Genomic DNA, 23,351 nt, shown 5'->3' on the forward strand with positions numbered 1-23,351 from the left:
CGGTCGTGGCATGCGCGCCCGGCCGCCCTCCCCCTCACGCCGCCGTCGGATGGTCCGTCACCACCACGCGCGGCAGCAGCTCTTCGTACGTAGCCGGGTCGAACTCGCCCGCTGCCGGGGCCCGTACGGTTGCGGCGGACAGGGCCACCGCGCGGGTCAGGCGCTCCGGCCAGGACAGCTGTTCCACCAGTCCCGAGAGCAGGCCGGCCACCGCTGAGTCGCCGGCGCCGGTCGGGTTGCCGGCGATCCGCCGGGGCGGGGCGGCCTGCCAGGCGCCGGCGGCGGTTACCGCGAGCATGCCGGCCGGGCCGAGCGAGGCGGCCACCGCATGGGCGCCGCGGCGGCGGGCGTCACGGGCGGCGCGCAGCGGTTCGGTGCTGCCGGTCAGGGCGGCGAGTTCATCGGCGTTGGGCTTGGCGAGGTCGGGCCGGGCGGCCAGGCCCCGGCGCAGCGGTTCGCCGCTGGTGTCCAGCAGGACCGGGACGCCGGCGCTGCGCGCGGCCCGGGTGAGCCGGGCGTAGACGTCCACCGGTACGCCCGGCGGCAGGCTGCCGCACAGCGCCACCGCCTGTGCCTCGCCCAGAAGTTCGCGGTAGGTGCCGAGGAAGGTGTCCCATTCGGCGGGGGTGACGACCGGGCCCGGCTCGTTGAGCTGGGTGGTGTCCCCGGTGGCCGTGTCCGCGACGGCGACGGTGCGGCGGGTGGCGCCGCCGACCGGGACCAGCGCGTCGGTGACCGCGGTCTCCGCGAGCAGGGCGCGCAGCGCCTCGCCGGTGCCGCCGCCCGCGAAGCCGGTGGCGACCGTACGGTGGCCGAGCGCGGCCAGCACCCGGGCGACGTTCAGGCCCTTGCCGCCGGGGCGTTCGGACACCTCGGTGATCCGGTTCGTGGCGTGCGGACGGAGCCGGGGAACGCGGTAGGTGATGTCCAGGGCGGCGTTCAGCGTGACCGTAAGGATCATGGTCGCCCCTCCGGGCAGTCATGGCCGGGCGGCCGGGCGTCGGGCGACCGCGCGCGGCGGTGCATACGGACAAGTGCGCGAGCGATCATGCCATCGCCGGTGGCGGTTGGCCCAGACCCGGTCCGGCCGACCTGCTCGGGGGCGGTCTCGAACCGTCCTGCGGGCGGTACTCCAGCATCGCGGCCGCGCACCACATCTCGCCCGGCCCTCTGGACCGGCTCTTCCAGGACGGGGACGCCACCGTCGCCGCGGAGATCCGCCGGCAGCGCCTCGAAGGCGCCCGCCGGGACCTCACTCACCGGTCCGGCCCTGCACGGCAAGCCGGCGCACGCCATCGCCGCCCGCTGGGGCTACCACCGGGCGACGGACTTCCGCCGTGCCTACCGCGTCGCGTACGGGATCGCGCCCAAGGAGTATCGGCGCCGGGCCGTGGCCGGCGGGCCGGGAACCGCGCTCACCCCTTCTGCGGGTGCACCAGCCACTCACCCCGGCGCATGACCCCCACCACGGCGTAGGCCGCATCCAGCACCACCAGGTCGGCGTCCTTGCCGTAACTCAGGGAGCCGGTCCGGTCGTCGATGCCCAGGAGGCGGGCCGGGGTGGCCGAAAGTGCCTGGACGGCCTGGTCGACCGTCAGGCCGTCGACGGTGACGGCGCGCCGGAAGGCGCGGTCCAGGGTGAGGGTGGAGCCGGCGATCGAACCGGCCGTGGGCCCCCCGCTGATGCGCGCGACGCCGTCCGTGACCTCGACCTGCATCGGGCCGAGCGGATACATCCCGTCGCTCATACCGGCCGCGCCCATGGCGTCGGTGATGAACGCGACCCGCCCGTCGCCCGCCTGCCGGACCGCCAGTTGCAGGACCGAGGGGTGCAGATGGGTGCCGTCGTTGATCAGCTCGACGGTGATCCGCTCGTCCTCCAGGAGCGCGGCGACCGGGCCGGGCGCGCGGTGGCCCAGTGCGGGCATCGCGTTGAAGAGGTGGGTGGCGACGGTGGCCCCCGCGTCGATGGCCCGGCGGGTGGCGTCGTAGGAGGAGTCGGTGTGGCCGACGGCCGCGATCACCCCGGCGTCGGCCAGCAGGCGTACGGAGTCCAGGCCGCCGGGGAGTTCGGGCGCGACGGTCATCATGGCCGCGGTGCCGTGTGCGGCGTCGAGCAGGCGGCGGACCTCGGCCGGGTCCGGGTCGCGCAGCAGCTCCGGCTGGTGGGCGCCGCAGCGGTGCGGGGAGATGAACGGGCCCTCGAAGTGGATACCGGCCAGCTCGCCCTGCTGGACCAGCTCGGCGAGCACCGCGGCCTGCCGGGCCAGGTCGCTCAGTTCGCCGGTGACGGTGGAGGCGACCATCGACGTGGTGCCGTGCCGGCGGTGGGTGCCGATCACCGCGAGGCACTCCTCGGGGTCGGCGGACGAGAAGGAGCCGCCGCCTCCGCCGTGGACGTGCATGTCCACGAAGCCGGGGACGATGAGATGGCCCGAGAGGTCCATGGTCTCGCCCGCGACGCCCTCGTCCCCCTCCTGGCCGCGGTCGGCATCCCGGCTGCGGACCGCGGCGATCCGGCCGCCCTCGACGGCGATCCGGCCGCGCTCGACGACGCCGGACGGCCGGGCGATACGGGCGCCGGCCAGGACGGTACGCCCGGCGTCCGAGGGCCGCTGCACGGACTGTTGCTGAGCCATCAGGCGGTTACCTCCGTGGAGAGAAGATCCCGGGCGAGAAGCCCTGCGCCCAGGCACCCGGCGGCGTCCCCCAGGGCCGCCGGAACGATCGAGGGGAGCCGCTGGAACGTCACGCGCCGGCGGACGGCCTCCCGCAGCGGGGTGAACAGGGTGTCGCCGGCCTCGGCGAGCCCGCCGCCGATGATCAGAGTCTGCGGGTCGAGCAGGGTGAGCGCGGTGACCAGACCGTCGGCGAGGGCGTCGACGGCGCGGTGCCACACGGCGCGGGCCCGCTCGTCGCCGGACGCCACGGCCTTGGCCGCGTCCGCCGCGCCGGCCAGCGGATCCCCGCAGGCCGCCGCCCAGTCCCGGCCCACCGCCGCGGCCGAGGCCACCGTCTCCAGACAGCCGCGCTGACCGCAGCCGCACTCCAGCCCGCCGGGCCGTACGACGATGTGGCCGATCTCGCCCGCGCTGCCGTGCGCCCCGGCCTCGATCCGGCCGCCGATGCCGATGGCGCCCGCGATCCCGGTGCCCAGCGGGACGAACAGGAACCGGTCGGCGTCCCGCCCGGCCCCGATCCGGCCCTCGGCCAGCCCGCCGCAGCGGACGTCATGGCCCAGGGCGACCGGCACCCCGCCGAGCCGCTCGGACAGCAGCGCCCGCAGCGGGACGTCCCGCCAGCCGAGGTTCGAGGCGTAGACGGCCTGGCCGGCCCGCTCGTCGACGATGCCGGGCACCGCGACGCCGGCGGCCGCGGCGGGGGCGCCGTAACGGGCCGTGCCGAGGTCACGGAGCTCGGCGGCGAAGCCGAGGATGGTCTCGACGACCGCGTCGGGGCCGCGCTCTCGGCCGGTGGGGCGCCGTGCCTCGTGGAGCAGCACGGGCCGGCCGGCGGAGGTCTCCCCGCAGGTCCCCGTGTCCGCCCCCACGAGGGCGGCCTTCATCCCGGTGCCGCCCACATCAAGGGCGATGACGTGTCTCACGGGAACAGTTTCGCGCGATCCGGCGTGAAAGGTCTAGTCCACTCGCCGGACGGATCGCACCCGGAGGGATCGCGCCCGGCCGGCCGCCCGGAAGCCGGTGTGGAACGAGAAGGAGGGGGGTGGTGTAGACCTTGTAAAGGGCTCGGGAGAGACTCGTACTTCATGCCGTATGAGGGACACCCCTCCGGCAAACGGGCGAGGGCCCGGCAAGTGCGGAATTCAGAACAAAAGGCGGAACAGCAGTGCAGCGGCGGTACTTGGGCCTGACGGCAGCGGCAATCGCCACCACCATGACGATGACGCTCACCGGTTGCGGGAGCGGCTCCGGCGGTGACGTCACCCTCCAACTGGTCGCGGCGGACTACGGCGACGGCAAGTCCAACGGCTCCCAGCATTACTGGGACCAGCTCGCCCGCGGCTTCGAGAAGAAGCACCCCGGCATCAAGATCGACGTCCACGTCTACAGCTGGACGGACGTCGACAAGAAGGTCGCGGACATGGTCGACGCCGGCCACGCCCCGGACCTCGCACAGATCGGCGCCTACGCCGACTACGCCGCCAAGGGCAAGCTCTACAGCGCCGACCAGCTGCTCTCCATCCCCACCCAGGCCAACTTCACCCCCTCCCTGGAGGAGGCCGGCGAATACAAGCGCGTCCAGTACGGCCTGCCGTTCGGCGCCAGCACCCGGCGGCTCTTCTACAACAAGAAGCTGTTCGCCCAGGCCGGCATCACCGCCCCGCCGCAGAACTGGAACGACATCGCCCACGACGCCCAGCTGCTGAAGGCACACGGCGTCAAGATGCCGTTCGCGCTGCCGCTCGGCCCGGAGGAGACCCAGGCCGAGACCCTGATGTGGATGCTCAGCGGGGGCGGCGGCTACACCGACAGCATCGGCAAGTACACGATCGATTCGCCGGAGAACGTCCGGACCTTCACCTGGCTCAAGGACAACCTCGTCGGCAAGGGCCTGACCGGCACCGACCCCGCCAAGCTCAACCGCGGGGCGGCGTTCCAGGCATTCGCCGACGGCGATGTCGGCATGCTCAACGGCCACCCCACCCTGATGAAGCAGGCCGAGGCCAAGGGCATCGACTACGGCACCGTCGAGCTGCCCGGCACCAAGGGCAAGGCCAAGGCCACCATGGGCGTCGCCGACTGGATGATGGCGTTCAAGCAGAACGGCCACCGCGCCGAGGCCGGCAAGTTCCTGGACTACGTCTACAGCGACAAGAACGTCGAGAAGTTCTCCGGCGAATACGGCCTGCTGCCCGTCACCACCTCCGCCTCCCAGGCGATGCAGGCCGACGACAAGTACACCAAGCTGCACGGCTTCCTCAAGCAGCTCGCCAGCGCCGAGTTCTACCCGGCGAACAAGACTTCCTGGCCGCTGATCTCCAAGACCGTCAAGGCGAGGATGGGCGCCGCGGTCCACCCGAACGGCAACCCGTCCGGGGTGCTCACCGACATCCAGAACACCGCGGACGCGGCCGACAGCGCCACCGAGTGACCAGGGACGGGCGGGGGCGCCGGCGGCCGTCCCCCGCGGCGGCGGGCCGGGCGCTGTCCGACGGTGCGCTTATCGTGGAAGCGTGATGACGGGCGCCACGGCGGAGACGGGCGGCCCGGGCGACGAGCGAGAGCCCGTCGGGCCCGGGCCCGACGAGGGCTCCCCGCAGCTCACCGCCCGGGACGAAGCGGTGCTCGCCGTCGAGCGCCGCTCCTGGCCGGGCCCCGGCCCCAAGGAGCGCGCCATCCGCGAACAGCTCGGCATCTCCCCGACCCGCTACTACCAGCTCCTCAACGCCCTGCTGGACGACCCCCGCGCGCTCGCCCACGACCCCGTCACGGTCAACCGCCTGCGCCGCATACGCGACGCCCGCCGCACGCGCCGCTGACGGGGACGACTGCCGGGCCTGCCGCGGAGGGCGACGCCTTCCGCGCCCGCCGCCGCGGTGCCCCCGTACGCCCTCCCAGCTCGCGTCGCGAGGTACCCCCGGCGCCCGCCGCACGCCGGTAAGGTCGGCGCATGGGCAGCCCCCCGAACGCCGCGCCGCACTCCCAGCCGACCCCCGAACCGGGGTCCGTGCCGACTCCGCACACCCCCGCCGGCCGCGACGGCCTCGCCGCGCTGCTGGCCCACCCGGAACGCGCCGTCATCGCCCTCGACTTCGACGGCACCCTCGCCGAGATCGTCCCCGACCCGGAGAAGGCCCGGGCCCACGCCGGTGCCGTCGCGGCCCTGGGCCGTCTGGTGCCCCGGCTGCGCGCCGCCGTGGTGATCACCGGCCGCCCGGCCACCGTCGCGGTCCGCCTCGGGGGCTTCGCGGACGTCCCCGGCCTGGACCACCTCACCGTCCTCGGCCACTACGGCGCCGAGCGTTGGGAGGCGGCCACCGGCACCGTCCACGCCCCGCCGCCCCACCCTGGCGTCGCCGCCATACAGGCCGAACTCCCCGGCGTCCTGGACTCCTCCGGGGTCTGGCACGGCACCTGGGTCGAGACCGCCATCGAGCGCAAGGGCGGCCGCGCCATCGCCGTCCACACCCGCCGCGCCACCGACCCGCAGGGCGCCTTCGACCGGCTGCGCGCCCCGCTCACCGCCCTCGCCGAACGCCATGGCCTGATCGTCGAACCCGGCCGGCTGGTCCTGGAACTCCGCCCGCCCGGCATGGACAAGGGCGTCGCGCTCGCCGACTGGGTCCGGGAGACCGGCGCCGCCACCGTCCTCTACGCCGGTGACGACCTCGGCGACCTGGCGGCCTTCGCGGCCGTCGAGAAACTCCGCTCCGACGGGCTGACCGGCGTCCTGGTCTGCAGCGGCAGCACCGAGGTCGCCGAACTGGCCGAGCGCGCCGACCTGGTGGTCGACGGCCCGGCCGGAGTCGTCGGCCTGCTCGGCGCCCTGGCGGCCCGACTGGACACGAGCGGGACGGACACCCCGTAGTGGCGGACATCCCGTAGGGGCAGGCACCCCCTGACGGCGGGCGCCGTTCCCCGGCCCCGACACGGCGCCCGGATTCCGCGGATCGGCCACCCGAAGCCCGCGGACCAGTCGCCCGAACTCCGCGGTTCAGCCGCCCAGTTCCCGCAGCTGGTCCAGGAGCCACTGGGCGGGCGGCAGCGCGGTGGCCGCCGCGGCCAGCCGTTCGGTGCGCGCCGCGCGCTCGGCGTCGTCCATCGACAGCGCCTCGTGCAGCGCCTCGGCGGTCCCCATGACGTCGTACGGATTGACGGTCAGCGCATGCGCACCGAGCTCCTCGTGCGCGCCCGCCTCCCGCGACAGGACCAGCGCGCAGCCGGTGTCCGACACCACCGGGATCTCCTTGGCGACCAGGTTCATCCCGTCCCTGATCGGGTTGACGAGGGCCACGTCCGCGAGCCGGTAGGCGGCCAGCGAGCGGGCGAAATCGTCCTTGACGTGCAGCACGACGGGCTGCCAATCCGCCGTCCCGAACTCGGCGTTGACGGCCGCCGCCACCTGCTCGACCTCCGCGGTGTACTCGCGGTAGACGGCGAGGTCCTGGCGCGAGGGGTAGGCGAAGGCGATGTGCACGACCCGCTCGCGCCACTCGGGGCGGTCGGCGAGAAGCTGCCGATAGGCGAGCAGGCCCCGCACGATGTTCTTGGAGAGTTCGGTGCGGTCCACGCGGACCACGGTCTTGCGGTCCGGCCCGCCGATCTGTGCGCGCAGCGCCGTCATCCGCTCCTCGACGTCGGGACGGTGCGCGCGCTCCCGCAGGAAATCGGCGTCGGCGCCGAGCCCGTGCACACCGATCCACGTCGTGTGCGCCTTGCGCTCCGGGACGAGCGCGACGATGCCGGGCGGCCCGTCCTCCGGCCGCACGCGCTCGCACTGCCCGCCGAGCCCGGTCTCGGCGCAGGCCAGGAAGTTCTCGGCCCACCGGTGGGTGAGGAAGTTCGCCCGGTCCGCACCGAGAATGCCCAGCGCCAGCTGCCGCTGGATGTCGTCGGGGAGTATCGCGAAGTACTCGGCGGGGGCCCACGGCGTGTGCGAGAAGTGCGCGATGCGCAGGTCGGGGCGGCGCTCACGGAGCATGCCGGGCACCAGCGCCAGGTGGTAGTCCTGGACCAGGACGGCCGCGCCGGGAGCCGCGCCGTCGGCCAGCGCGTCCGCGAAGGCCGCGTTGTACGCCTCGTACGCCGCCCACTGCGCCCGGAACTCCGCGCCGAAGACCGGTTCCAGCGGTGTCTGGTAGAGCATGTGGTGGACGAACCACAGCACGGAGTTCGCGACACCGTTGTAGGCGGCGGCGTACACCTCGGCCGGGATGTCCAGCATCCGGACACGCTGTCCACCGGTGTCGCCCGGCTCCAGCGCACCACCCGTCCGCCGTACGGCCTCCCGGTCCCCGCCGCCGAGCGCGGCACACACCCACACCGCATCGGTCTCGGGCCCGATCGCCGACAGCGCCGACACCAGCCCGCCCCCGCCCCGCTTGGCGGTGAGCGTCCCGTCCTCCCCCAGGCTGTAGGAAACCGGCCCACGATTGGACGCAACAAGAACCTCGGCACCTGCTTGCACCGCACTGCGCTCGGACACCATGTCGCGACAGTAACCCGCTACAGATCCCCGCAAACGCATGGAAGCGGCCAAGGGCGTGACCCCTCACGCCGCCCGGCGGGCCGCGTACTCCGGGATTTCGGTCATCGGGGGGCGTTCCTCGGTGTCCACGTCCGTGGTGCGCGGGATGAAGCCCTGGTCGCCGCGGTCGAACTGGGTGAGCCGGGGGCGCACCAAGTGGCCGCGGGTCAGGCGTAGTTGGGCGGTGCGGTAGATGGCGGCGGCCATCCGGCCCAGGGCCTGGCCGTCCTGGTGGCGGTGTTTGCGGACGCCGACGTCCACCTGGGCCAGGGCGTCGAGGCCGACGGTGTGCAGGGCGTCGACGAGCAGGCCGAGCTCGACGCCGTAGCCGACGGGGAAGGGGAGCCGTTCCAGGAGGGAGCGGCGGGCCGCGTACTCGCCGCCGAGGGGCTGGACGAAGCCGGCCAGCTGGGGCCAGTGGAGGTTGAGGAGCGGGCGGGCGACCAGCTCGGTGACCCGGCCGCCCTGGCCGGCGTCGATGCCGCCGGGGCCGGTCTCCAGGGGGCGGTCGTACATCGCCTTGACGAACTGGATGTCCGGGTCGGTCAGCAGCGGGCCGATGATGCCGGAGACGAAGGTGGCGGAGAATTCGCGCAGGTCGGCGTCGATGAAGCAGATGATGTCGCCGGTGGTGGCCAGGAGGGAGCGCCACAGCACCTCGCCCTTGCCGGGGAGCGCGGGCAGCCGCGACAGGATGCTGTCGCGGTGCACCACCCGGGCGCCGGCCGCCGCCGCGACCTCGGCGGTGCGGTCGGTGGAGCCGGAGTCCAGCACCACCAGCTCGTCGACCAGCCCGGTCGCGTCCGTCATCAGCGTGTCACGGATCGTGGTCACGATCGCGCCGACCGTGGCCTCCTCGTCGAGCGCGGGCAGGACGACGCTGACCGTCCGGCCCGTCTGGCGCTTGGCCTCCAGCAGCTGCTCCAGCGGGCGGTCCGCGGCGGACCAGGAACGGCCGCGCAGCCAGCGCTCCACCTCTTCCAGCACGTCTACGACTCCTCGGTCGCCGCCGGAGGGCGGCCCTTGTGATCCATCTCGCGGTTCGGACGACTATCTCAACTGTCAGTGCCGTCGGTTACAGTCTTGAACAACGCGGATGACCGTCGCATGTCGGGGTCCGTGCCACAAACGCCTGGGTTTCGGCCCAGTGCCATACCGCTCATCCAGAGGGGCAGAGGGATACGGCCCGTTGAAGCCCCGGCAACCCTCCAGCCGGTCTTGCCGCAAGGACGCTCGATTACGTCCCGCGCGCGAGGCTCCCGGCTAGGGAAGGTGCCAAATCCGTCTCGTGGCGAGATTCGTCGCGAGGAAGATGAGGAGAAAGGGCCTCGCCTCCATGGCTGTGCAAGTCACCGAAAACACCCCCACCGTCGCTCTGGGCCCCGCCGCAGCGCTGTCCTGCCGTGAGTGCGGACAGCGCTTTTCGCTCGGTCCGATCTTCGCGTGCCAGGAATGTTTCGGGCCGCTCGAAGTCGCGTACGACCTGCCGAGCGGCGACCCCGAGGGGCTGCGGAAGCAGATCGAGGCCGGGCCGGACAACATCTGGCGCTACGCCCCGCTGCTGCCCGTCCCCGCCGACGTGGCCGACAAGCCCAATCTCAACCCCGGCTTCACCAAGCTCGTCCAGGCCGACCGGCTCGCCGCCGAGCTGGGCGTCACCGGCGGGCTGTACGTCAAGGACGACTCCGGCAACCCGACGCACTCCTTCAAGGACCGCGTCGTGGCGATCGCCGTCGAGGCCGCCCGCGCCTTCGGCTTCACCACCCTCTCCTGCTCCTCCACCGGCAACCTCGCCGGTGCCGTCGGCGCCGCGGCCCGCCGCGCCGGTTTCAAGTCCTGCGTCTTCATCCCGCACGACCTGGAGGCCGGCAAGGTCGTCATGGCCGCGGTCTACGGCGGCGACCTGGTCGGCATCGAGGGCAACTACGACGACGTCAACCGCTTCTGCTCGGAGCTCATCGGCGACCCGCTGGGCGAGGGCTGGGGCTTCGTCAACGTCAACCTGCGTCCGTACTACGGCGAGGGTTCCAAGACCCTCGCGTACGAGATCTGCGAGCAGCTGGGCTGGCAGCTCCCGGACCAGCTGGTCATCCCGATCGCGTCCGGCTCGCAGCTGACGAAGATCGACAAGGGGCTCAAGGAGCTGATCGCCCTCGGCCTGGTCGAGGACAAGCCCTACAAGATCTTCGGCGCCCAGGCGGAGGGCTGCTCGCCGGTGTCCACGGCCTTCAAGGCCGGGCACGACGTCGTGCGCCCGCAGAAGCCGAAGACCATCGCCAAGTCGCTGGCGATCGGCAACCCGGCCGACGGTCCGTACGTGCTCGACATCGCGCGCCGGACCGGCGGTGCGGTGGAGGATGTCAACGACGAGCAGATCGTGGACGCGATCAAGCTGCTGGCCCGGACCGAGGGGATCTTCGCGGAGACCGCGGGCGGGGTGACCGTCGGCGTGACCAAGAAGCTGATCGAGGACGGCCTGCTCGACCCGTCCCTGACCACCGTCGTCCTCAACACCGGTGACGGCCTCAAGACCCTGGACGCGGTCGCCCCGACCTCCGGGCCCACGGCCACGATCCGCCCGGACCTGGACGCGTTCCGCGCGGCCGGCCTGGCCGGCTGAGGTCGTCGGCCCGTCCGCGGACGGGCACCGCCCCCGCCCCCGAACTCGTACTCCGCACCACCCGGAAGGCAGAACCATGAGCGTCAAGGTCCGCATCCCCACCATCCTCCGCACCTACACCGGCGGCCAGGCCGAGGTCACCGCCGAGGGCGCGACCCTGTCCGAGGTGATCGCCGACCTGGAGCGGAACCACCAGGGCATCGCGGCCCGTGTGCTGGACGACGCCGGCAAGCTGCGCCGCTTCGTGAACGTGTACGTGAACGACGACGATGTGCGCTTCGAGCAGGGTCTGGAAACGCCGACCCCGGACGGTGCGGGCGTCTCGATCATTCCGGCGGTCGCCGGCGGCTGCTGATTTGCGCCAACTCTTCTCCTGCTTGACCGGAATTGCCCCGTCCGCCAGAAAGCGGACGGGGCAATTCCATGTTGTGAAAGGAGATACTATTGGGGTGATCCCCCTCCGGATATCACCGTACGCGTGCCGAACGCATATGAGACAGCGATCAGTTGTGCTCGAAGTGTGAGCGATATTTGTCGCTTATGTGTGCTACGCCCGGCCCGACTTGCCCTGGAGAACTGGGATTTCACCTCATATTGCCGATTCTCCGGCCCCAGAATTCTCGTCCGATTGACCTGTTGCTCTGGGCATCTGTGCAGATACATTCAGCGGCGGTCGACGCGTTCCGGCGCACACCCCACGGGCCATTCGCGGGGTGAGGTCTGACCCGGGTCCGCGAAGTGCGGTCCTGCGCAAGGGCCAGTAATAGGGGAGTTAGGCATGGCTCAGGGCACCGTCAAGTGGTTCAACGCGGAGAAGGGGTACGGCTTCATCGCGGTCGACGGTGGTGCGGATGTTTTCGTCCACTACAGCGCGATCCAGATGGACGGCTACCGCACCCTTGAGGAGGGCCAGCGGGTCGAGTTCGAGATCTCGCAGGGCCAGAAGGGGCCGCAGGCGGACATGGTCCGGGTGGCCGGCTGAGGCGCCGACCGACTGCTGCGTCACGGAAGGCCCGTGCCCCCGAGGGGGTACGGGCCTTCTGCTGTCTGCCTCGTAGGGGGCACCCTCCCGGTGGGCGCTTGCACTCGCACCCTGCGAGTGCTAATCATTGGCGTTAGCACTCTCCGAGTGAGAGTGCTACGAAGGACCGGGTCGGTGAGGCCCGCAGGCCGGGTGGGGCAAGGAACCACCCGGGTCTGTAGGCCGTCCGTCGCGGGCGCCAGCGCGGTCCGGAGAAATCCTTCCCCACGCTCTCAACTGCGTTCGAGCAGGGGAGACCCCATTAGTCCGGGAGGACCACTTCACATGGCCAAGATCATCGCGTTCGACGAGGAGGCGCGGCGCGGTCTCGAGCGCGGGATGAACCAGCTCGCCGACGCCGTCAAGGTGACCCTCGGCCCCAAGGGCCGCAACGTCGTCCTCGAGAAGAAGTGGGGCGCCCCCACGATCACCAACGATGGTGTGTCCATCGCCAAGGAGATCGAGCTCGAGGACCCGTACGAGAAGATCGGCGCCGAGCTGGTCAAGGAGGTCGCGAAGAAGACGGACGACGTCGCCGGTGACGGCACGACGACCGCGACCGTCCTGGCCCAGGCCCTGGTCCGCGAGGGCCTGCGCAACGTCGCCGCCGGTGCCAACCCGATGGCTCTCAAGCGCGGTATCGAGAAGGCCGTCGAGGCCGTCTCCGCCGCCCTGCTGGAGCAGGCCAAGGACGTGGAGACCAAGGAGCAGATCGCTTCGACCGCCTCCATCTCCGCCGCCGACACCCAGATCGGCGAGCTGATCGCCGAGGCCATGGACAAGGTCGGCAAGGAAGGCGTCATCACCGTCGAGGAGTCCCAGACCTTCGGTCTGGAGCTGGAGCTCACCGAGGGTATGCGCTTCGACAAGGGCTACATCTCGGCGTACTTCGCGACCGACATGGAGCGCATGGAAGCCGCGCTCGACGACCCGTACATCCTCATCGTCAACTCCAAGATCAGCAGCGTGAAGGACCTGCTGCCGCTCCTGGAGAAGGTCATGCAGTCCGGCAAGCCGCTGCTGATCATCGCCGAGGACGTCGAGGGCGAGGCCCTGTCGACCCTGGTCGTCAACAAGATCCGTGGCACCTTCAAGTCCGTCGCCGTCAAGGCCCCGGGCTTCGGTGACCGCCGCAAGGCCATGCTCGGCGACATCGCCATCCTCACCGGTGGCACCGTCATCTCCGAGGAGGTCGGCCTCAAGCTGGAGAACGCCGGTCTCGAACTGCTCGGCCGCGCCCGCAAGGTCGTCATCACCAAGGACGAGACCACCATCGTCGACGGTGCCGGTGACAGCGAGCAGGTCCAGGGCCGCGTCAACCAGATCCGCGCCGAGATCGAGAACAGCGACTCGGACTACGACCGCGAGAAGCTCCAGGAGCGTCTGGCGAAGCTGGCCGGCGGCGTGGCCGTCATCAAGGCCGGTGCCGCCACCGAGGTCGAGCTCAAGGAGCGCAAGCACCGCATCGAGGACGCCGTTCGCAACGCGAAGGCGGCCGTCGAGGAGGGCATCGTCGCCGGCGGTGGCGTCGCCCTGCTCCAGGCTTCCTCGGTCTTCGAGAAGCTGGACCTCGACGGTGACGAGGCCACCGGTGCCAACGCTGTGAAGCTGGCCCTGGAGGCCCCGCTGAAGCAGATCTCCGTCAACGGCGGCCTTGAGGGCGGCGTCGTGGTGGAGAAGGTGCGCAACCTGGCCGTCGGCCACGGCCTGAACGCCGCGACCGGTGAGTACGTCGACATGATCGCCGAGGGCATCATCGACCCGGCCAAGGTCACCCGTTCCGCGCTGCAGAACGCCGCCTCCATCGCGGCGCTGTTCCTCACCACCGAGGCCGTCATCGCCGACAAGCCGGAGAAGGCCGCCGCGGCGGGCGCTCCGGGCGGCATGCCGGGCGGTGACATGGACTTCTGATCCTCGCGGATCAGACGCTGGTCCTCCCGGACCGCACGTCCAGACGTACGTCGGGGCGGCACCCTCCTCCCAGGGGGTGCCGCCCCGGCGGCGTTTTTGGGGGGGGCAGGCCGGGTGGGGTGGTTGGTCGGTTGGTGGGACCGCCGCACGCGGTGCGGGTGCGAGTGCGGGTGCGGTGCCGGTGTGGGTGGTGGGCGCGAGTGCCGGTGGGCCGGGGGCCGGGTGGGTGTGCGTTCGCTGGGTTTCGCGGGGCCGGGTGGGGGCGGGTGGGGGCGTTCCCCGGGTTTCGCTCGACCGATCGCGTGTCGGCGGTGTTATCGGCGGCGGGCGATCAGGCAGCCCGCGAGGGACAGGGCCCCGGCCACGGACAGCAGCACGGCGCCGCAGAGGGTGGCCGGTGCGGGCGGGGCGTCGCGGTTGAGGGTGCTTTCGAAGGCGACCTGGATGCCCACATTGCCGTGTGCGGCGGGCAGATGGGGCAGCGGCGGGTACGAGGGCGGCGTCTCGCCCCACAGAATCAGCGCCACTCCGCCGACGGCCAGCAGGAGAACGGTGAGTGCCACGACCAGCCGGGCGTGCCAGGGGCGGCGTAATCGGATCAGCATGGCGTGACCCTACTGCCGGGGTCTGACGGCGCACCGCGGGATGGTGACCTCAGGGGCGGCTGACGGTGGTGGGGCCGATGGCCGGATCGGTGGTGGGGTCGGCTCGGGGACCGGTGGTGCGGCCGCTTCTTGTCGGGGCGGGGCTTGTGGGGTCGGTGGCGTCCGCCAGGGCCGTGGCGTCCGTGTCTGCGAGGATGCCTGGAGCGGTGCCGGCGGTGGGGTGCTGATCGGCGTTCAGCTCCGCCCGCATGGACTTGCTGAAGCCGAAGAAGTAGGTGGCGAGGAAACCGGCGAGATAGCCGGCGGCCAGGCCCAGGGCGTAGACGGCGAGCGTGGTGGTGACGCTCTGGTTGCCCTTGACCAGGGGGAACAGGGCCCAGCCGGAGGGGCCGATGGCGGTGGAACCGACGGTGTCGCCGAGTTGGTTGAACAGGCCGAGGCAGCCGCCGCCGAACGCGCCGCCGATGCAGGCGGTGATGAAGGGGCGGCCCAGGGGGAGCGAGACCCCGTAGATCAGCGGCTCGCCGACGCCCAGGAAGCCTGCGGGGAGGGCGGACTTGATGGTCGTACGGATCGAGCGGTTGCCCGGGAGGCGGAGGTAGACGGCGAGGGCGGCGCCGACCTGGCCCGCGCCGGCCATGGCGAGGATCGGGAGCAGGACCGTGTAGCCCTGCTGCTCGATGAGGGTGGTGTGGAGCGGGATCAGGGCCTGGTGGAGGCCCAGCATCACGAGGGGGAGGAAGAGGCCGCCCAGGACGAAGCCGGCGAACGCGCCGCCGTGGGCCAGCAGCCAGGTGGCGGCGGTGCCGGTGGCGGTGGAGACCGCGCCTGCGGCGTACATCAGGCCGAAGAGCGTGACCAGGCCCGTGATCAGGACCGTCAGGGTGGGGGTGACCAGGACGTCCAGTGCCTCGGGGACCCTGCCCCACGCTCTCGACTTCGCTCGGCCGGGGAAGACCCCATGGCGGCAGCACTTCTCCACCTGGACGGCGAGCAGCGCCGCACCCAGCGCGCCGAGCACCCCGCCCTGGCCCGGGGCGAGTGGTTGGCCGAAGGCGGTGACGTGGGTGACGCCCGGAAAGACGATGACCGCGGCGACCGCGCCGCCGAGGATCGGTGTGCCGCCGAACTCCTTGGCGGTGTGGTAGCCGACGAAGACGGCGATGAGGGACATGAAGCCGGAGGCGAGGGCGGCGAGTGCCGGGACGAGGGAGGGCAGCCAGCCGAGGTTGGCCAGCAGACCGTTGATTCCGGCGATGATGCCGCAGCCGATCAGGGCCGGGATCAGCGGCACGAAGACCTGGGCGATCCGGCGGAGGAACAGCTTGGCCGGGGTGGCGTTCCGGGACTTCTGCCGGGCCTTGAGGGCGGCGCCCTGGGCGGCGAGTTCGTCAGCGGTGGTGGGAGGGGCGCCGGCCGGGCCCGGTGGTGGGGCCGGTGCGGTGGGCCGAGGTGTGGATGCCGGGCCGGAGGGCGGTGTGGCGGCTTCGGGGCCGCGGGGCGGCTCGACGGGCGTGGGAGCGACGGCCTCCCCCGCGGCCGCGGGACCGGCGGCCGGTGTGGTGGCGGCCGGTGTGGTGGCGGCCGGTTCTGCGGCCGGCCGTCCGGCGCGGTTTCGCTCCACCAGCCGCTCGAACTCGGGGGTGACGCGGGCGACCGTGCCGGGGCCCAGCACGATCTGGTACGTGTCGTCCTCGACCACGCCCAGGACGGCCGGGAGCGCCCTGAGGGCCTCGTGCTGGACGAGGACAGGGTCCCGAATGCCGAGGCGGAGCCGGGTCATGCAGTGGGTGATGGAGAGGACGTTCCCGGCGCCGCCGACGAGGGGGAGCAGCGCGGCGGCGGTGGCGCGGTTCTTGTCTTCGGACATGGGCGGTGCCTTGCTGTGCTGACAATTCCGGCGGAGGAGTCGGGGGTTCGGCAGGGCGGGGTGTTGCGGGGCGGGCGGCCTCAGTGGGGCCGGGCGGCTTCGAGGGCTGCGCGGAGATGGCCGTCGGCGGCGTCGAGCAGACGGGCGGCGGTGGGGGCGTCGACTCCGCCGAGGAGGGTGAGGATGGCGTTCTTCACCTCGCCGTCCGTGCTGCTCAGAGCCGTCTCGATCTCCCGGTCACCGGCGCCGGTGGCGAGCGCGACGATCCGGCGCGAGCGGGCCCGCAGCTTTTCGTTGGAGGCGCGGACGTCGACCATCAGATTCCCGTAAGTCTTGCCCAGACGGATCATGGTGAGGGTCGAGATCATGTTGAGCACCAGCTTCTGGGCGGTGCCCGCCTTGAGCCGGGTGGAGCCGGTCAGCAGCTCGGGGCCGACCACGATCTCGATGCCGTGTTCGGCGGCCGCGGCCAGGGCCGAACCGGCGTTGCAGGACAGGCCGATGGTCAGCGCCCCCAGCGAGCGGGCATGCTCGACGGCCCCGATGGCGTAGGGGGTGCGGCCGGAGGCGGAGATGCCGACGACGGTGTCCTCGTCGGTCAGCTTCACCGCGGTCAGGTCCTCGGCCGCGAGCTCCTTGCTGTCCTCGGCGCCCTCGACGGCGGTGACCATCGCGGTGGGGCCGCCGGCGATGAGCCCGAGCACCTCGGACGGGTCGGTGTTGAACGTCGGCGGGCATTCGCTGGCGTCCAGCACGCCGAGGCGGCCGGCCGTGCCCGCACCCGCATAGATCAGCCGGCCGCCGTGGGCCATACGGGCGGCGAGGGCGTCGATGGCGGCGGCGATTTCCGGGAGCCGCTCGGCGACGGCAGCGGGGACGGTGGCGTCCTCGGCGTTCATCGTGCGGGCGATGTCCAGGGTGGAGCGGCGGTCGATCTCGGCGAGTTCGGGCCGGAAGGCCTCGGTGGTGAGGCTGTCCAGCTCGGCACGCAGATGTCCGTAGTCGGTGGGGGAGGTCATGGCGTGGCGGCTCTTTCCGGGACGGATGGGTAAGGGCGGTGGCGGCCGGATGGGTAGGGGGCGTGGCGGCCGGCCGTCCGGGGTGCGGACGGTGGCCGGGGGACCGCTTCGGCCGTCGCTGGGCGAGCGGCTGCCGCGGTGCCCGTCCCGGCCGTCCGGGCCGTCCGGCGGCATACCGGCTCCCAGCGGTGCGAGCGGTGTCAGCGCTGGGGGCTGCGGGGGGAGTGGCGGTGGGCGAGGGCCTCGTAGGAGGCGGAGAGCGCCGGGGCCGCGGTCTCGTACGTACGCTGCGCGACGCCTATGAACAGGCAGTCCACGACCAGCAGCTGGCTGGTCCTGGACGACATCGCGGCCGGCCGCAGCTCGCTCTCGCGGGCGCTGGACGTGGTCAGGATGTGGTCGGCGTAGGAGGCGATCTCGCCGTCCGGACGGCCGGTGATGGCGATCGTGGTGGCGCCGTGGTCGAAGGCCACCCGCAGTGGCTCTATGACATCGGTGGTCCGTCCGGAGTGGGTGATGGCGAGGGCGACATCACCGGTTTTCAGCTGTACGGCGTTCGTCACGGCCAGATGCGGGTCCGCATGCGCGTGCGCGATCAGCCCGATGCGCAGCAGCTTCTGGGCGAGGTCCTGGCCGACGAGATGGGAGGCCCCGATGCCGTACACATCGATACGGCGGGCGCCGACGAGCGCGGTGACGGCGGCTTCGAGCTGGGTGACGTCCAGCCCCGCCGCGGTGTCGGCCAGGCACTGCTGCTCTTCCTGCGCCAGCTTCGTCACGACATCGGCGAGGGAGTCGTCGACCGCTATGTCGGCGGTCACCGCGGGGGCGCCGCCGGCCGCCTGCTGGGCGGCGAGCGCGGCGAGCGCGAGGCGCAGATCCCGGTAGCCGGGGTAGCCGAGGAGCCGGGACGTCCGTACGACCGTTGCCTCGCTGGTGCCCGTGCGCTCCGCGAGGCCGGTGACGGTGAGGGCGGCACAGCCGGCCGGGTCGCTTGCCACGGCCTCGGCGACCCGCTGCATGGAGCGGGTCATCGTCGGGGCGAGGGTGCGGACCTTGGCGGCCAGCGCCGCGGGGGCGGGTGGGGCCGGGGCCGGTCGGGGCTCGACGGGCACGCCCTTGAAAGTTTCCTTCACGCTGCTACTCACTCTTGAAAAGTAATTTCATCGAGCGCCGGCGTCAATACCCTCTGTGAGTGCTGTGGACAGCGCGCATGATCCGCCGAGGGCTGTGGACAACTCCGCTCGCCGGCGAGCCGTCGGGAGACAATGGGGGGCATGGAGATGGAACAGGCATTGCATGCCGCGCGGGCGCTGGTGCTCGCCGACCTGATGGCGGACAAGGTGGCCGACGCCGACATCGTCTCGCTCGTGGAGGACGCGGTCGTCCATCGCCGGTGGTGGGTGGAGCAATGGCCTGAGGGCGCGGCATTCGTCGCAGGACTGATAGCGCAGGACGTCCAGGACGCCCTCCTGGACCGGTACGGCCGCTGGCCGCTGTGCCCCGTGTGCACGGAGTCGGGCGATCCCCATGCGCTCGACGTCGAACCGGAGTTGGGGCCCGATCCGCATTGGGTCTGCCCCAAGACGGCCGTGGCGGTGGCCCGCGTCGGGCGGCTCGGCGCTCCGCTGGAGGGCTGAGGCGGCTGATGGTGCGGCGGGCTGACACGGCGATCCGGCCGGAGAACTGACGTGGCGATCTATATCGATCCGCCCACGTGGCCGGGGCACGGCCGGATGTGGTCGCATCTGGTCAGCGACCATTCCTTCGGCGAGCTGCATGAGTTCGCGGCGGGTATCGGCGCGCCCCGGCGGGCGTTCGAGCGTGACCACTACGACCTGCCGGCGGAGCGGTACGCCGATGCGCTGCGGGCCGGAGCCGTGGCGGTCGGCAGCAAGGAGCTGCTGCGCCGGCTGACGGAGGCGGGACTGCGCCGCCCCAAGCACCGGCCGGCGCCCCCGCAGTAGGGCGCGGCCCCGGGCCGGCTGGGACCCGCACCCCGGCCGCACCTCGCCGCAGCCCCTGCTGCCCGGTCCCGTTGCGCCGCGTGGCAGTCCCGTCCGTCCGGTCCCGTTGCGGCGCGTCGCAGCGGCGGCAGGGTGGCGTGCCCGCGCACGATGGGCCTGAGCGCGTGCCGTACCGAAAGGGGAGCGCCATGCCAGCCGTCGAACCGGGCAGAGAGCCGGCCACCGATCTCGCCCCGGACTACAGCAGTGAGGGGGCCACGGCGACCGGCTGGTCCGCGGCCGTCGGCGGAATGACCGAGGCGGACATCTTCTGGCTCACCACCGTCCGCCCCGACGGCCGCCCCCATGTCACCCCGCTGCTCGCCGTCTGGGCGGACGACGCGCTCCACTTCTGCACCGGCCCCGGCGAACGCAAGGCCAAGAACCTCGCGGCCAACGCCCACTGCGTGCTGACGACCTCGACCGCCGGCGGCAACGACCTGCATGCGGGGCTCGATGTGGTCGTCGAGGGCGAGGCGGTGCAGCTCCAGGACGAGGCGGCGCTGCGCCGGCTGGCCGAGCTGTACGTCGAGAAGTACGGCAGCGACTGGCACTTCGACGTCCGCGACGGCGCCTTCCACGGACAGGGCGGCCGGGCCCTGGTGTTCCGGGTCGAGCCGGTCACGGCCTTCGGATTCGGGCGGGGCGAGACCTACAGCCAGACCCGATGGAGGTTCGACGGCGGGACGTGACCGGCAGGTTCATGACCGGCCGGTTTCCATGACCGGCAGGGGCGTGACCGGCCGGGGTCGGGCACCCCGCGCCGTCCGGTCACGCCCCGCGTGGCTCAATGCCGGTCTGCTGCCCCGGCCGCCTCAGCTGTCGCCTCCACAGCCTCCGCGCTCCGCGCCTTCTGCGCCGCGTGGGTGGTGGCCGACGAGGAGGCGATCAGCCGGGAGGTGTTCCTCGCGCGGTGCAGTCGGAAGGCGAAGGCGGTGAGGACGACGGCCGCCGCCGCCAGCACGGCGCCGGTCCAGGCCACGGACGGATAGCCCCAGCCCGCCCCGATGGTCAGCCCGCCGAGCCAGGGGCCGATGGTGTTGCCGATGTTGAAGGCGGCAGTAGTGGTCGCCCCGGCCAGCGTCGGCGCGGCGTTCGCCACGTTGAACATCCGGGCGTTGAGGGCCGGGGCCGTGGTGAATGCGGTGACCCCGAGCAGCAGCGAGAGCGCGACCGCGGCGGCCGGGCTGTGTGCGGTCAGCGCCAGCACGGCCAGTACGAGGGCGGAGGCGGCGATACCGCCGAAGAGCGTGCCGAAGAGATGGGCGTCGGCGATCCGCCCGCCGATGAACGTACCGATCAGCGCGCCGACCCCGAAGAGCGCCAGCACCGTCGGCACCCAGCTCTCGGCGAGGCCCGCGGTGTCGGTCAGCAGCGGCGAGAGGTACGAGAAGAGGGCGAAGACCGCGGCGGCGTTCAGCGCGGTGGCGGACAGCGCCAGCCAGACCTGCGTGTCCTTGTAGATGGCCAGCTCACGGCGGAGCTGCGGGCGGTCCTCGCCGGTCGGTACGGCCGTGTGCGGCACCGCCGCGATCACTCCGAGCAGGCCGAGCGCGGCCAGACCGGCCACGGCCCAGAAGGCGGCGCGCCAGCCGGCGTGCTCGCCGAGCAGCGCACCGGCCGGGACGCCCGCGATATTGGCGATGCTCAGGCCGCCGACCATCACGGCCATCGCCCGGGCCCGCGCGGTGACCGGCACCAGCGAGACCGCGACCGCCGCGCCGACCGCCCAGAAACCGGCGCAGGCCAGCGCGCTCAGCACGCGCGAGACGAACAGCACGCCGTAGGACGGTGCGAGTGCGCCGGCCACCTGTCCCAGGCCGAAGAGGGCGAGCAGCGCGATCAGCGTCGTCCGGCGTGGGAGCCGGAGCGTGGCCGCGGCGAGTACGGGTGCGCCGACCACCATGCCGATCGCGAAGGCGGAGACCAGCAGCCCGGCCTGCGGAATGGAGACGCGCAGATCGCGGGCGAGCGGCTGGAGGATGCCGGAGAGCATGAATTCGGAGGTGCCGAGGGCAAAAACGGACAGGCCGAGGACGTAGACGGCGAGGGGCAGGCGGGTGCGGTCGGGCGGTGCGGGCATATCAGCTACTAACCACGGTAGGACCCCGCACATTCCCGCAGGTGGGCTCGCGTTTCGCGCCGGGCTGCCCCTACGGACCCGCGTTTCGCGCCGGGCCGCCCCTACGGACCCGGTTACGCGCCGGATCGCCTACGGACCCGCGTTACGCGCCGGGCTGCTGACGAGCCCGCGTTACGCGCCGCCGCCCACGGGACCCCCGTTACGCGCCGCTGCCCACGGGACCCCCGTTACGCGCCGCCCAGCAGGTCCAGCTCCGTGGCGAGGTTGCGGCGGGCGGTGTGTTCCCAGAGGTCGTAGCCGCGGGGGGTCCGGAACAGGCGTGGCAGGGCCAGGAGTTGGGCCAGTACGGCGGAGCGGCCGGCCGTGAAATCGGCGTCGGGGACGAAGGAGTACTCCTCGCGGACCGCGGCGGCGTAGGCGGCGTAGCGGTCGGGGGAGCCGGCCAGTACGGCGAGGTCGGCATCGCACAGCACCTCGCCGTCGGGATCGTCGGGCGCCGGGTCATGGGTGACGGTGAGCCGCACCAGGCGGGCGACCTCGGCCGTACGGGCCGCGCCGACGCCGAGTTCGGGCAGGGCGCGCTCGGCGAGGGCCGCGCTGCGCTCCTCGTTCTCGGAGCGGTCCGGGCGGTAGACCGCGTCATGGAACCACGCCGCCAGCTGAACGACGGCCAGGTCGTCGGCGTGCTCGGCCAGTTCGTCGATGCGGTAGAGGACCGCGGCCAGATGCTCGACGGTGTGGTAGCGGCGCTGTGGTTCGCTCCAACGGGACAGCAGGTTGTCCGCATACGGGGCGGGGTCGGGGGCCGTGGGGTGCTTGCGGCCGCGGGCCTCGGCGATGGTGAGGGTCCAGCGCTGCCGCAGCTCCGGCGTCGGGTCGGTGGTGTCTGCCGTACGGGACACGGGAGTCATGCGAGCCATTGTGCCCCGTGCGGGGTGATCCGGAACGGGGGCGGGGCGCCCCGATGCGGCCCCGGGGTGCGCCCGGTGGCAGGGGGCGGGGGCGAGCGGTCCGGGCGGTGGGCGGTAGGGGCGGACGGTCCGGTCGGTGGCCGGTGGCCGGTGGCCGGTGGCCGGTGGCCGGTGCTCCGGGCGGGAGCGGACGGCGTTCGGGCGGATTCCGGTCGTGCCGGCGGCGATCCGGTCCCCGGGAGGCCGGAGGGCCCGTACCCTGGGATATTGGACTAGACCTCTTGGGGGGCTCCGTCCCGTCATGCCGTCATCGAAGGATTGGGTCATATGAGCAAGCGCGCGCTGCTGGAGGTGATCGCGCTCGGCCCGCAGGACGCGGTCGCCGCCCAGGCCGGCGGAGCCGACCGCCTGGAGCTGGTCACCGACATGGCGGCCGACGGGCTCACCCCGCCGCGAGCCACCTTCGCGGCGGTCCGGGCGGCCGTCGGCCTTCCGCTGCGGGTGATGCTGCGCGCCACGGACGGCTTCGCGGCCGGCGCGGTGGGGGCGCTGTGCGAGGAGGCCGAGGCGCTCCGGGCGGAGGGCGCCGAGGAGTTCGTCCTCGGGTTCCTGACGCCGGACGGGCGGCCGGACCTCGCCGCATTGGCGGCGCTGACCGAGGTGATCGAGGGCTGCCGGTGGACCTTCCACCGGGCCATCGACCGGGCGGCCGAACGGGACGCGCTGCGCAAGGAGCTGGCGGCGGCCGGGGCCACGGGGCTCGACACCTATCTGACGGCCGGCTCCGCGCAGGGCGTGGACGACGGGCTGCCGACGCTGCTGGCCGAGCAGGCGCGTACGGCGGCGGGCGAGCCCGGGTACGCGCCCCAGATCCTGGTCGGCGGCGGCCTCGGGCTCGGCCATCTGCCGGCGCTGCGCGCGGCCGGCCTCGACGCCTTCCACATCGGCGGTGCCGCCCGGCCTGCCGGCTGGTCCGCGCCGGTGGACGCGGCGGCGGTGGCGCAGTGGCGGGAGGCGCTGGACCGCGCAATGGGCTAGGAGCTGCTCGTTTGGATCACGCCGGGCTCGCGGGGTCCCCTTAGGCGGTTGCTTTCGCC

Annotated in this window: 22 protein-coding genes, 1 pseudogene and 1 riboswitch; of the genes and pseudogenes, 12 read left to right on the plus strand and 11 right to left on the minus strand. The window is 72.7% G+C overall.

Annotated features, from left to right (window positions below):
- Positions 1–34: 34 nt before the first annotated feature.
- Entirely contained in the window at positions 35–961 is a 927-nt protein-coding gene (locus BKA18_RS21580; RefSeq protein ID WP_366047628.1) for a 1-phosphofructokinase family hexose kinase, read from the minus strand.
- A 173-nt stretch (positions 962–1,134) separates the two neighbouring features.
- Between BKA18_RS21580 and BKA18_RS21585 the strand changes: the two are divergent.
- A pseudogene (locus BKA18_RS21585) lies at positions 1,135–1,459 on the plus strand (helix-turn-helix domain-containing protein); the annotation flags it as partial.
- Here BKA18_RS21585 and nagA read toward each other — a convergent pair.
- Positions 1,416–2,639 (minus strand): N-acetylglucosamine-6-phosphate deacetylase, encoded by a 1,224-nt coding sequence (nagA, locus tag BKA18_RS21590; protein ID WP_366047629.1) that lies wholly within the window; start codon positions 2,637–2,639, stop codon positions 1,416–1,418. The pseudogene BKA18_RS21585 and the gene nagA overlap by 44 nt on opposite strands.
- Positions 2,639–3,604, minus strand: a complete 966-nt coding sequence (locus BKA18_RS21595; RefSeq protein WP_366047630.1) for an ROK family protein — start codon at positions 3,602–3,604, stop codon at positions 2,639–2,641. The genes nagA and BKA18_RS21595 overlap by 1 nt, the downstream gene beginning before the upstream one ends.
- A 242-nt stretch (positions 3,605–3,846) precedes the next feature.
- Between BKA18_RS21595 and BKA18_RS21600 the strand changes: the two genes are divergently transcribed.
- The 3 genes from BKA18_RS21600 (at position 3,847) to otsB (ending at position 6,549) form a co-directional block, all read left to right on the plus strand.
- Entirely contained in the window at positions 3,847–5,112 is a 1,266-nt protein-coding gene (locus BKA18_RS21600; RefSeq protein ID WP_366047631.1) for an ABC transporter substrate-binding protein, read from the plus strand.
- A gap of 85 nt (positions 5,113–5,197) precedes the next feature.
- Entirely contained in the window at positions 5,198–5,500 is a 303-nt protein-coding gene (locus tag BKA18_RS21605; protein ID WP_006603865.1) for a DUF3263 domain-containing protein, read from the plus strand.
- Positions 5,501–5,631: 131 nt separating this feature from the next.
- Positions 5,632–6,549 (plus strand): trehalose-phosphatase, encoded by a 918-nt coding sequence (gene otsB, locus BKA18_RS21610; protein WP_366047632.1) that lies wholly within the window; start codon positions 5,632–5,634, stop codon positions 6,547–6,549.
- A 126-nt stretch (positions 6,550–6,675) separates the two neighbouring features.
- On the opposite strand, the gene BKA18_RS21615 is transcribed toward otsB, so the two are convergent.
- Together BKA18_RS21615 and BKA18_RS21620 are read right to left on the minus strand one after the other, a co-directional pair.
- Positions 6,676–8,169, minus strand: a complete 1,494-nt coding sequence (locus tag BKA18_RS21615; RefSeq protein ID WP_366047633.1) for an alpha,alpha-trehalose-phosphate synthase (UDP-forming) — start codon at positions 8,167–8,169, stop codon at positions 6,676–6,678.
- Between the two features lie 63 nt (positions 8,170–8,232).
- Positions 8,233–9,195: a glucosyl-3-phosphoglycerate synthase gene (locus tag BKA18_RS21620; RefSeq protein ID WP_366047634.1), complete on the minus strand. Its 963-nt coding sequence runs from the start codon at positions 9,193–9,195 to the stop codon at positions 8,233–8,235.
- Positions 9,196–9,364: 169 nt separating this feature from the next.
- Positions 9,365–9,527: riboswitch (SAM riboswitch) on the plus strand.
- A gap of 17 nt (positions 9,528–9,544) precedes the next feature.
- On the opposite strand from BKA18_RS21620, the gene thrC reads away from it, so the two are divergent.
- The 4 genes from thrC to groL all read left to right on the plus strand — a co-directional run bounded on the left by thrC (position 9,545) and on the right by groL (position 13,760).
- Positions 9,545–10,828, plus strand: a complete 1,284-nt coding sequence (gene thrC / locus BKA18_RS21625) for a threonine synthase (RefSeq protein ID WP_006603860.1) — start codon at positions 9,545–9,547, stop codon at positions 10,826–10,828.
- Positions 10,829–10,904: 76 nt separating this feature from the next.
- Positions 10,905–11,183: a MoaD/ThiS family protein gene (locus tag BKA18_RS21630; RefSeq protein ID WP_006603859.1), complete on the plus strand. Its 279-nt coding sequence runs from the start codon at positions 10,905–10,907 to the stop codon at positions 11,181–11,183.
- A 423-nt stretch (positions 11,184–11,606) separates the two neighbouring features.
- On the plus strand, positions 11,607–11,810 hold the full coding sequence (locus BKA18_RS21635) for a cold-shock protein (protein ID WP_003986833.1): 204 nt from the start codon (positions 11,607–11,609) through the stop codon (positions 11,808–11,810).
- A gap of 324 nt (positions 11,811–12,134) precedes the next feature.
- Positions 12,135–13,760, plus strand: a complete 1,626-nt coding sequence (gene groL / locus BKA18_RS21640; protein WP_006603858.1) for a chaperonin GroEL — start codon at positions 12,135–12,137, stop codon at positions 13,758–13,760.
- A gap of 314 nt (positions 13,761–14,074) precedes the next feature.
- Here groL and BKA18_RS21645 read toward each other — a convergent pair whose 3' ends face one another.
- The 4 genes from BKA18_RS21645 to BKA18_RS21660 form a co-directional block, all read right to left on the minus strand.
- A complete protein-coding gene (locus tag BKA18_RS21645) occupies positions 14,075–14,365 on the minus strand; it encodes a hypothetical protein (protein ID WP_366047636.1) in 291 nt (96 codons plus the stop codon).
- 49 nt (positions 14,366–14,414) lie between these two features.
- Positions 14,415–16,235, minus strand: coding sequence for a PTS transporter subunit EIIC (locus BKA18_RS21650; RefSeq protein ID WP_366047637.1), 1,821 nt, complete (start codon positions 16,233–16,235; stop codon positions 14,415–14,417).
- A gap of 80 nt (positions 16,236–16,315) precedes the next feature.
- A complete protein-coding gene (murQ, locus tag BKA18_RS21655) occupies positions 16,316–17,254 on the minus strand; it encodes an N-acetylmuramic acid 6-phosphate etherase (RefSeq protein WP_006603851.1) in 939 nt (312 codons plus the stop codon).
- A gap of 200 nt (positions 17,255–17,454) precedes the next feature.
- Complete coding sequence (locus BKA18_RS21660; protein WP_429638498.1) at positions 17,455–18,402, minus strand: MurR/RpiR family transcriptional regulator; 948 nt, start codon at positions 18,400–18,402, stop codon at positions 17,455–17,457.
- Between the two features lie 129 nt (positions 18,403–18,531).
- Between BKA18_RS21660 and BKA18_RS21665 the strand changes: the two genes are divergently transcribed.
- The 3 genes from BKA18_RS21665 to BKA18_RS21675 all read left to right on the plus strand — a co-directional run bounded on the left by BKA18_RS21665 (position 18,532) and on the right by BKA18_RS21675 (position 19,952).
- Complete coding sequence (locus BKA18_RS21665) at positions 18,532–18,894, plus strand: hypothetical protein (protein ID WP_006603849.1); 363 nt, start codon at positions 18,532–18,534, stop codon at positions 18,892–18,894.
- 51 nt (positions 18,895–18,945) lie between these two features.
- Positions 18,946–19,221: a DUF4031 domain-containing protein gene (locus tag BKA18_RS21670; protein ID WP_366047638.1), complete on the plus strand. Its 276-nt coding sequence runs from the start codon at positions 18,946–18,948 to the stop codon at positions 19,219–19,221.
- Between the two features lie 188 nt (positions 19,222–19,409).
- Complete coding sequence (locus tag BKA18_RS21675) at positions 19,410–19,952, plus strand: pyridoxamine 5'-phosphate oxidase family protein (protein ID WP_366047639.1); 543 nt, start codon at positions 19,410–19,412, stop codon at positions 19,950–19,952.
- 95 nt (positions 19,953–20,047) lie between these two features.
- On the opposite strand, the gene BKA18_RS21680 is transcribed toward BKA18_RS21675, so the two are convergent.
- Positions 20,048–21,343, minus strand: coding sequence for a Cmx/CmrA family chloramphenicol efflux MFS transporter (locus BKA18_RS21680; protein WP_366047640.1), 1,296 nt, complete (start codon positions 21,341–21,343; stop codon positions 20,048–20,050).
- Between the two features lie 227 nt (positions 21,344–21,570).
- Complete coding sequence (locus tag BKA18_RS21685) at positions 21,571–22,254, minus strand: HD domain-containing protein (protein ID WP_366047641.1); 684 nt, start codon at positions 22,252–22,254, stop codon at positions 21,571–21,573.
- Positions 22,255–22,581: 327 nt separating this feature from the next.
- Here BKA18_RS21685 and BKA18_RS21690 point away from each other — a divergent pair, with 327 nt between their 5' ends.
- Entirely contained in the window at positions 22,582–23,292 is a 711-nt protein-coding gene (locus tag BKA18_RS21690; protein WP_366047642.1) for a copper homeostasis protein CutC, read from the plus strand.
- Positions 23,293–23,351: the final 59 nt, after the last annotated feature.

The organism is Streptomyces auratus (assembly GCF_050433025.1).
Lineage (GTDB): Bacteria > Actinomycetota > Actinomycetes > Streptomycetales > Streptomycetaceae > Streptomyces > Streptomyces sioyaensis.

Coding starts and splice junctions, on each gene's coding strand:
- thrC (WP_006603860.1), top strand. CDS start 9,545: ATGGCTGTGCAAGTCACCGAAAACACCCCCACCGTCGCTCTGGGCCCC.
- BKA18_RS21675 (WP_366047639.1), top strand. CDS start 19,410: ATGCCAGCCGTCGAACCGGGCAGAGAGCCGGCCACCGATCTCGCCCCG.
- BKA18_RS21635 (WP_003986833.1), top strand. CDS start 11,607: ATGGCTCAGGGCACCGTCAAGTGGTTCAACGCGGAGAAGGGGTACGGC.
- BKA18_RS21645 (WP_366047636.1), bottom strand. CDS start 14,365: ATGCTGATCCGATTACGCCGCCCCTGGCACGCCCGGCTGGTCGTGGCA.
- BKA18_RS21680 (WP_366047640.1), bottom strand. CDS start 21,343: ATGCCCGCACCGCCCGACCGCACCCGCCTGCCCCTCGCCGTCTACGTC.
- BKA18_RS21580 (WP_366047628.1), bottom strand. CDS start 961: ATGATCCTTACGGTCACGCTGAACGCCGCCCTGGACATCACCTACCGC.
- BKA18_RS21650 (WP_366047637.1), bottom strand. CDS start 16,235: ATGTCCGAAGACAAGAACCGCGCCACCGCCGCCGCGCTGCTCCCCCTC.
- BKA18_RS21630 (WP_006603859.1), top strand. CDS start 10,905: ATGAGCGTCAAGGTCCGCATCCCCACCATCCTCCGCACCTACACCGGC.
- nagA (WP_366047629.1), bottom strand. CDS start 2,639: ATGGCTCAGCAACAGTCCGTGCAGCGGCCCTCGGACGCCGGGCGTACC.
- BKA18_RS21685 (WP_366047641.1), bottom strand. CDS start 22,254: ATGACTCCCGTGTCCCGTACGGCAGACACCACCGACCCGACGCCGGAG.
- otsB (WP_366047632.1), top strand. CDS start 5,632: ATGGGCAGCCCCCCGAACGCCGCGCCGCACTCCCAGCCGACCCCCGAA.
- BKA18_RS21690 (WP_366047642.1), top strand. CDS start 22,582: ATGAGCAAGCGCGCGCTGCTGGAGGTGATCGCGCTCGGCCCGCAGGAC.
- BKA18_RS21615 (WP_366047633.1), bottom strand. CDS start 8,169: ATGGTGTCCGAGCGCAGTGCGGTGCAAGCAGGTGCCGAGGTTCTTGTT.
- murQ (WP_006603851.1), bottom strand. CDS start 17,254: ATGACCTCCCCCACCGACTACGGACATCTGCGTGCCGAGCTGGACAGC.
- groL (WP_006603858.1), top strand. CDS start 12,135: ATGGCCAAGATCATCGCGTTCGACGAGGAGGCGCGGCGCGGTCTCGAG.
- BKA18_RS21605 (WP_006603865.1), top strand. CDS start 5,198: ATGACGGGCGCCACGGCGGAGACGGGCGGCCCGGGCGACGAGCGAGAG.
- BKA18_RS21665 (WP_006603849.1), top strand. CDS start 18,532: ATGGAGATGGAACAGGCATTGCATGCCGCGCGGGCGCTGGTGCTCGCC.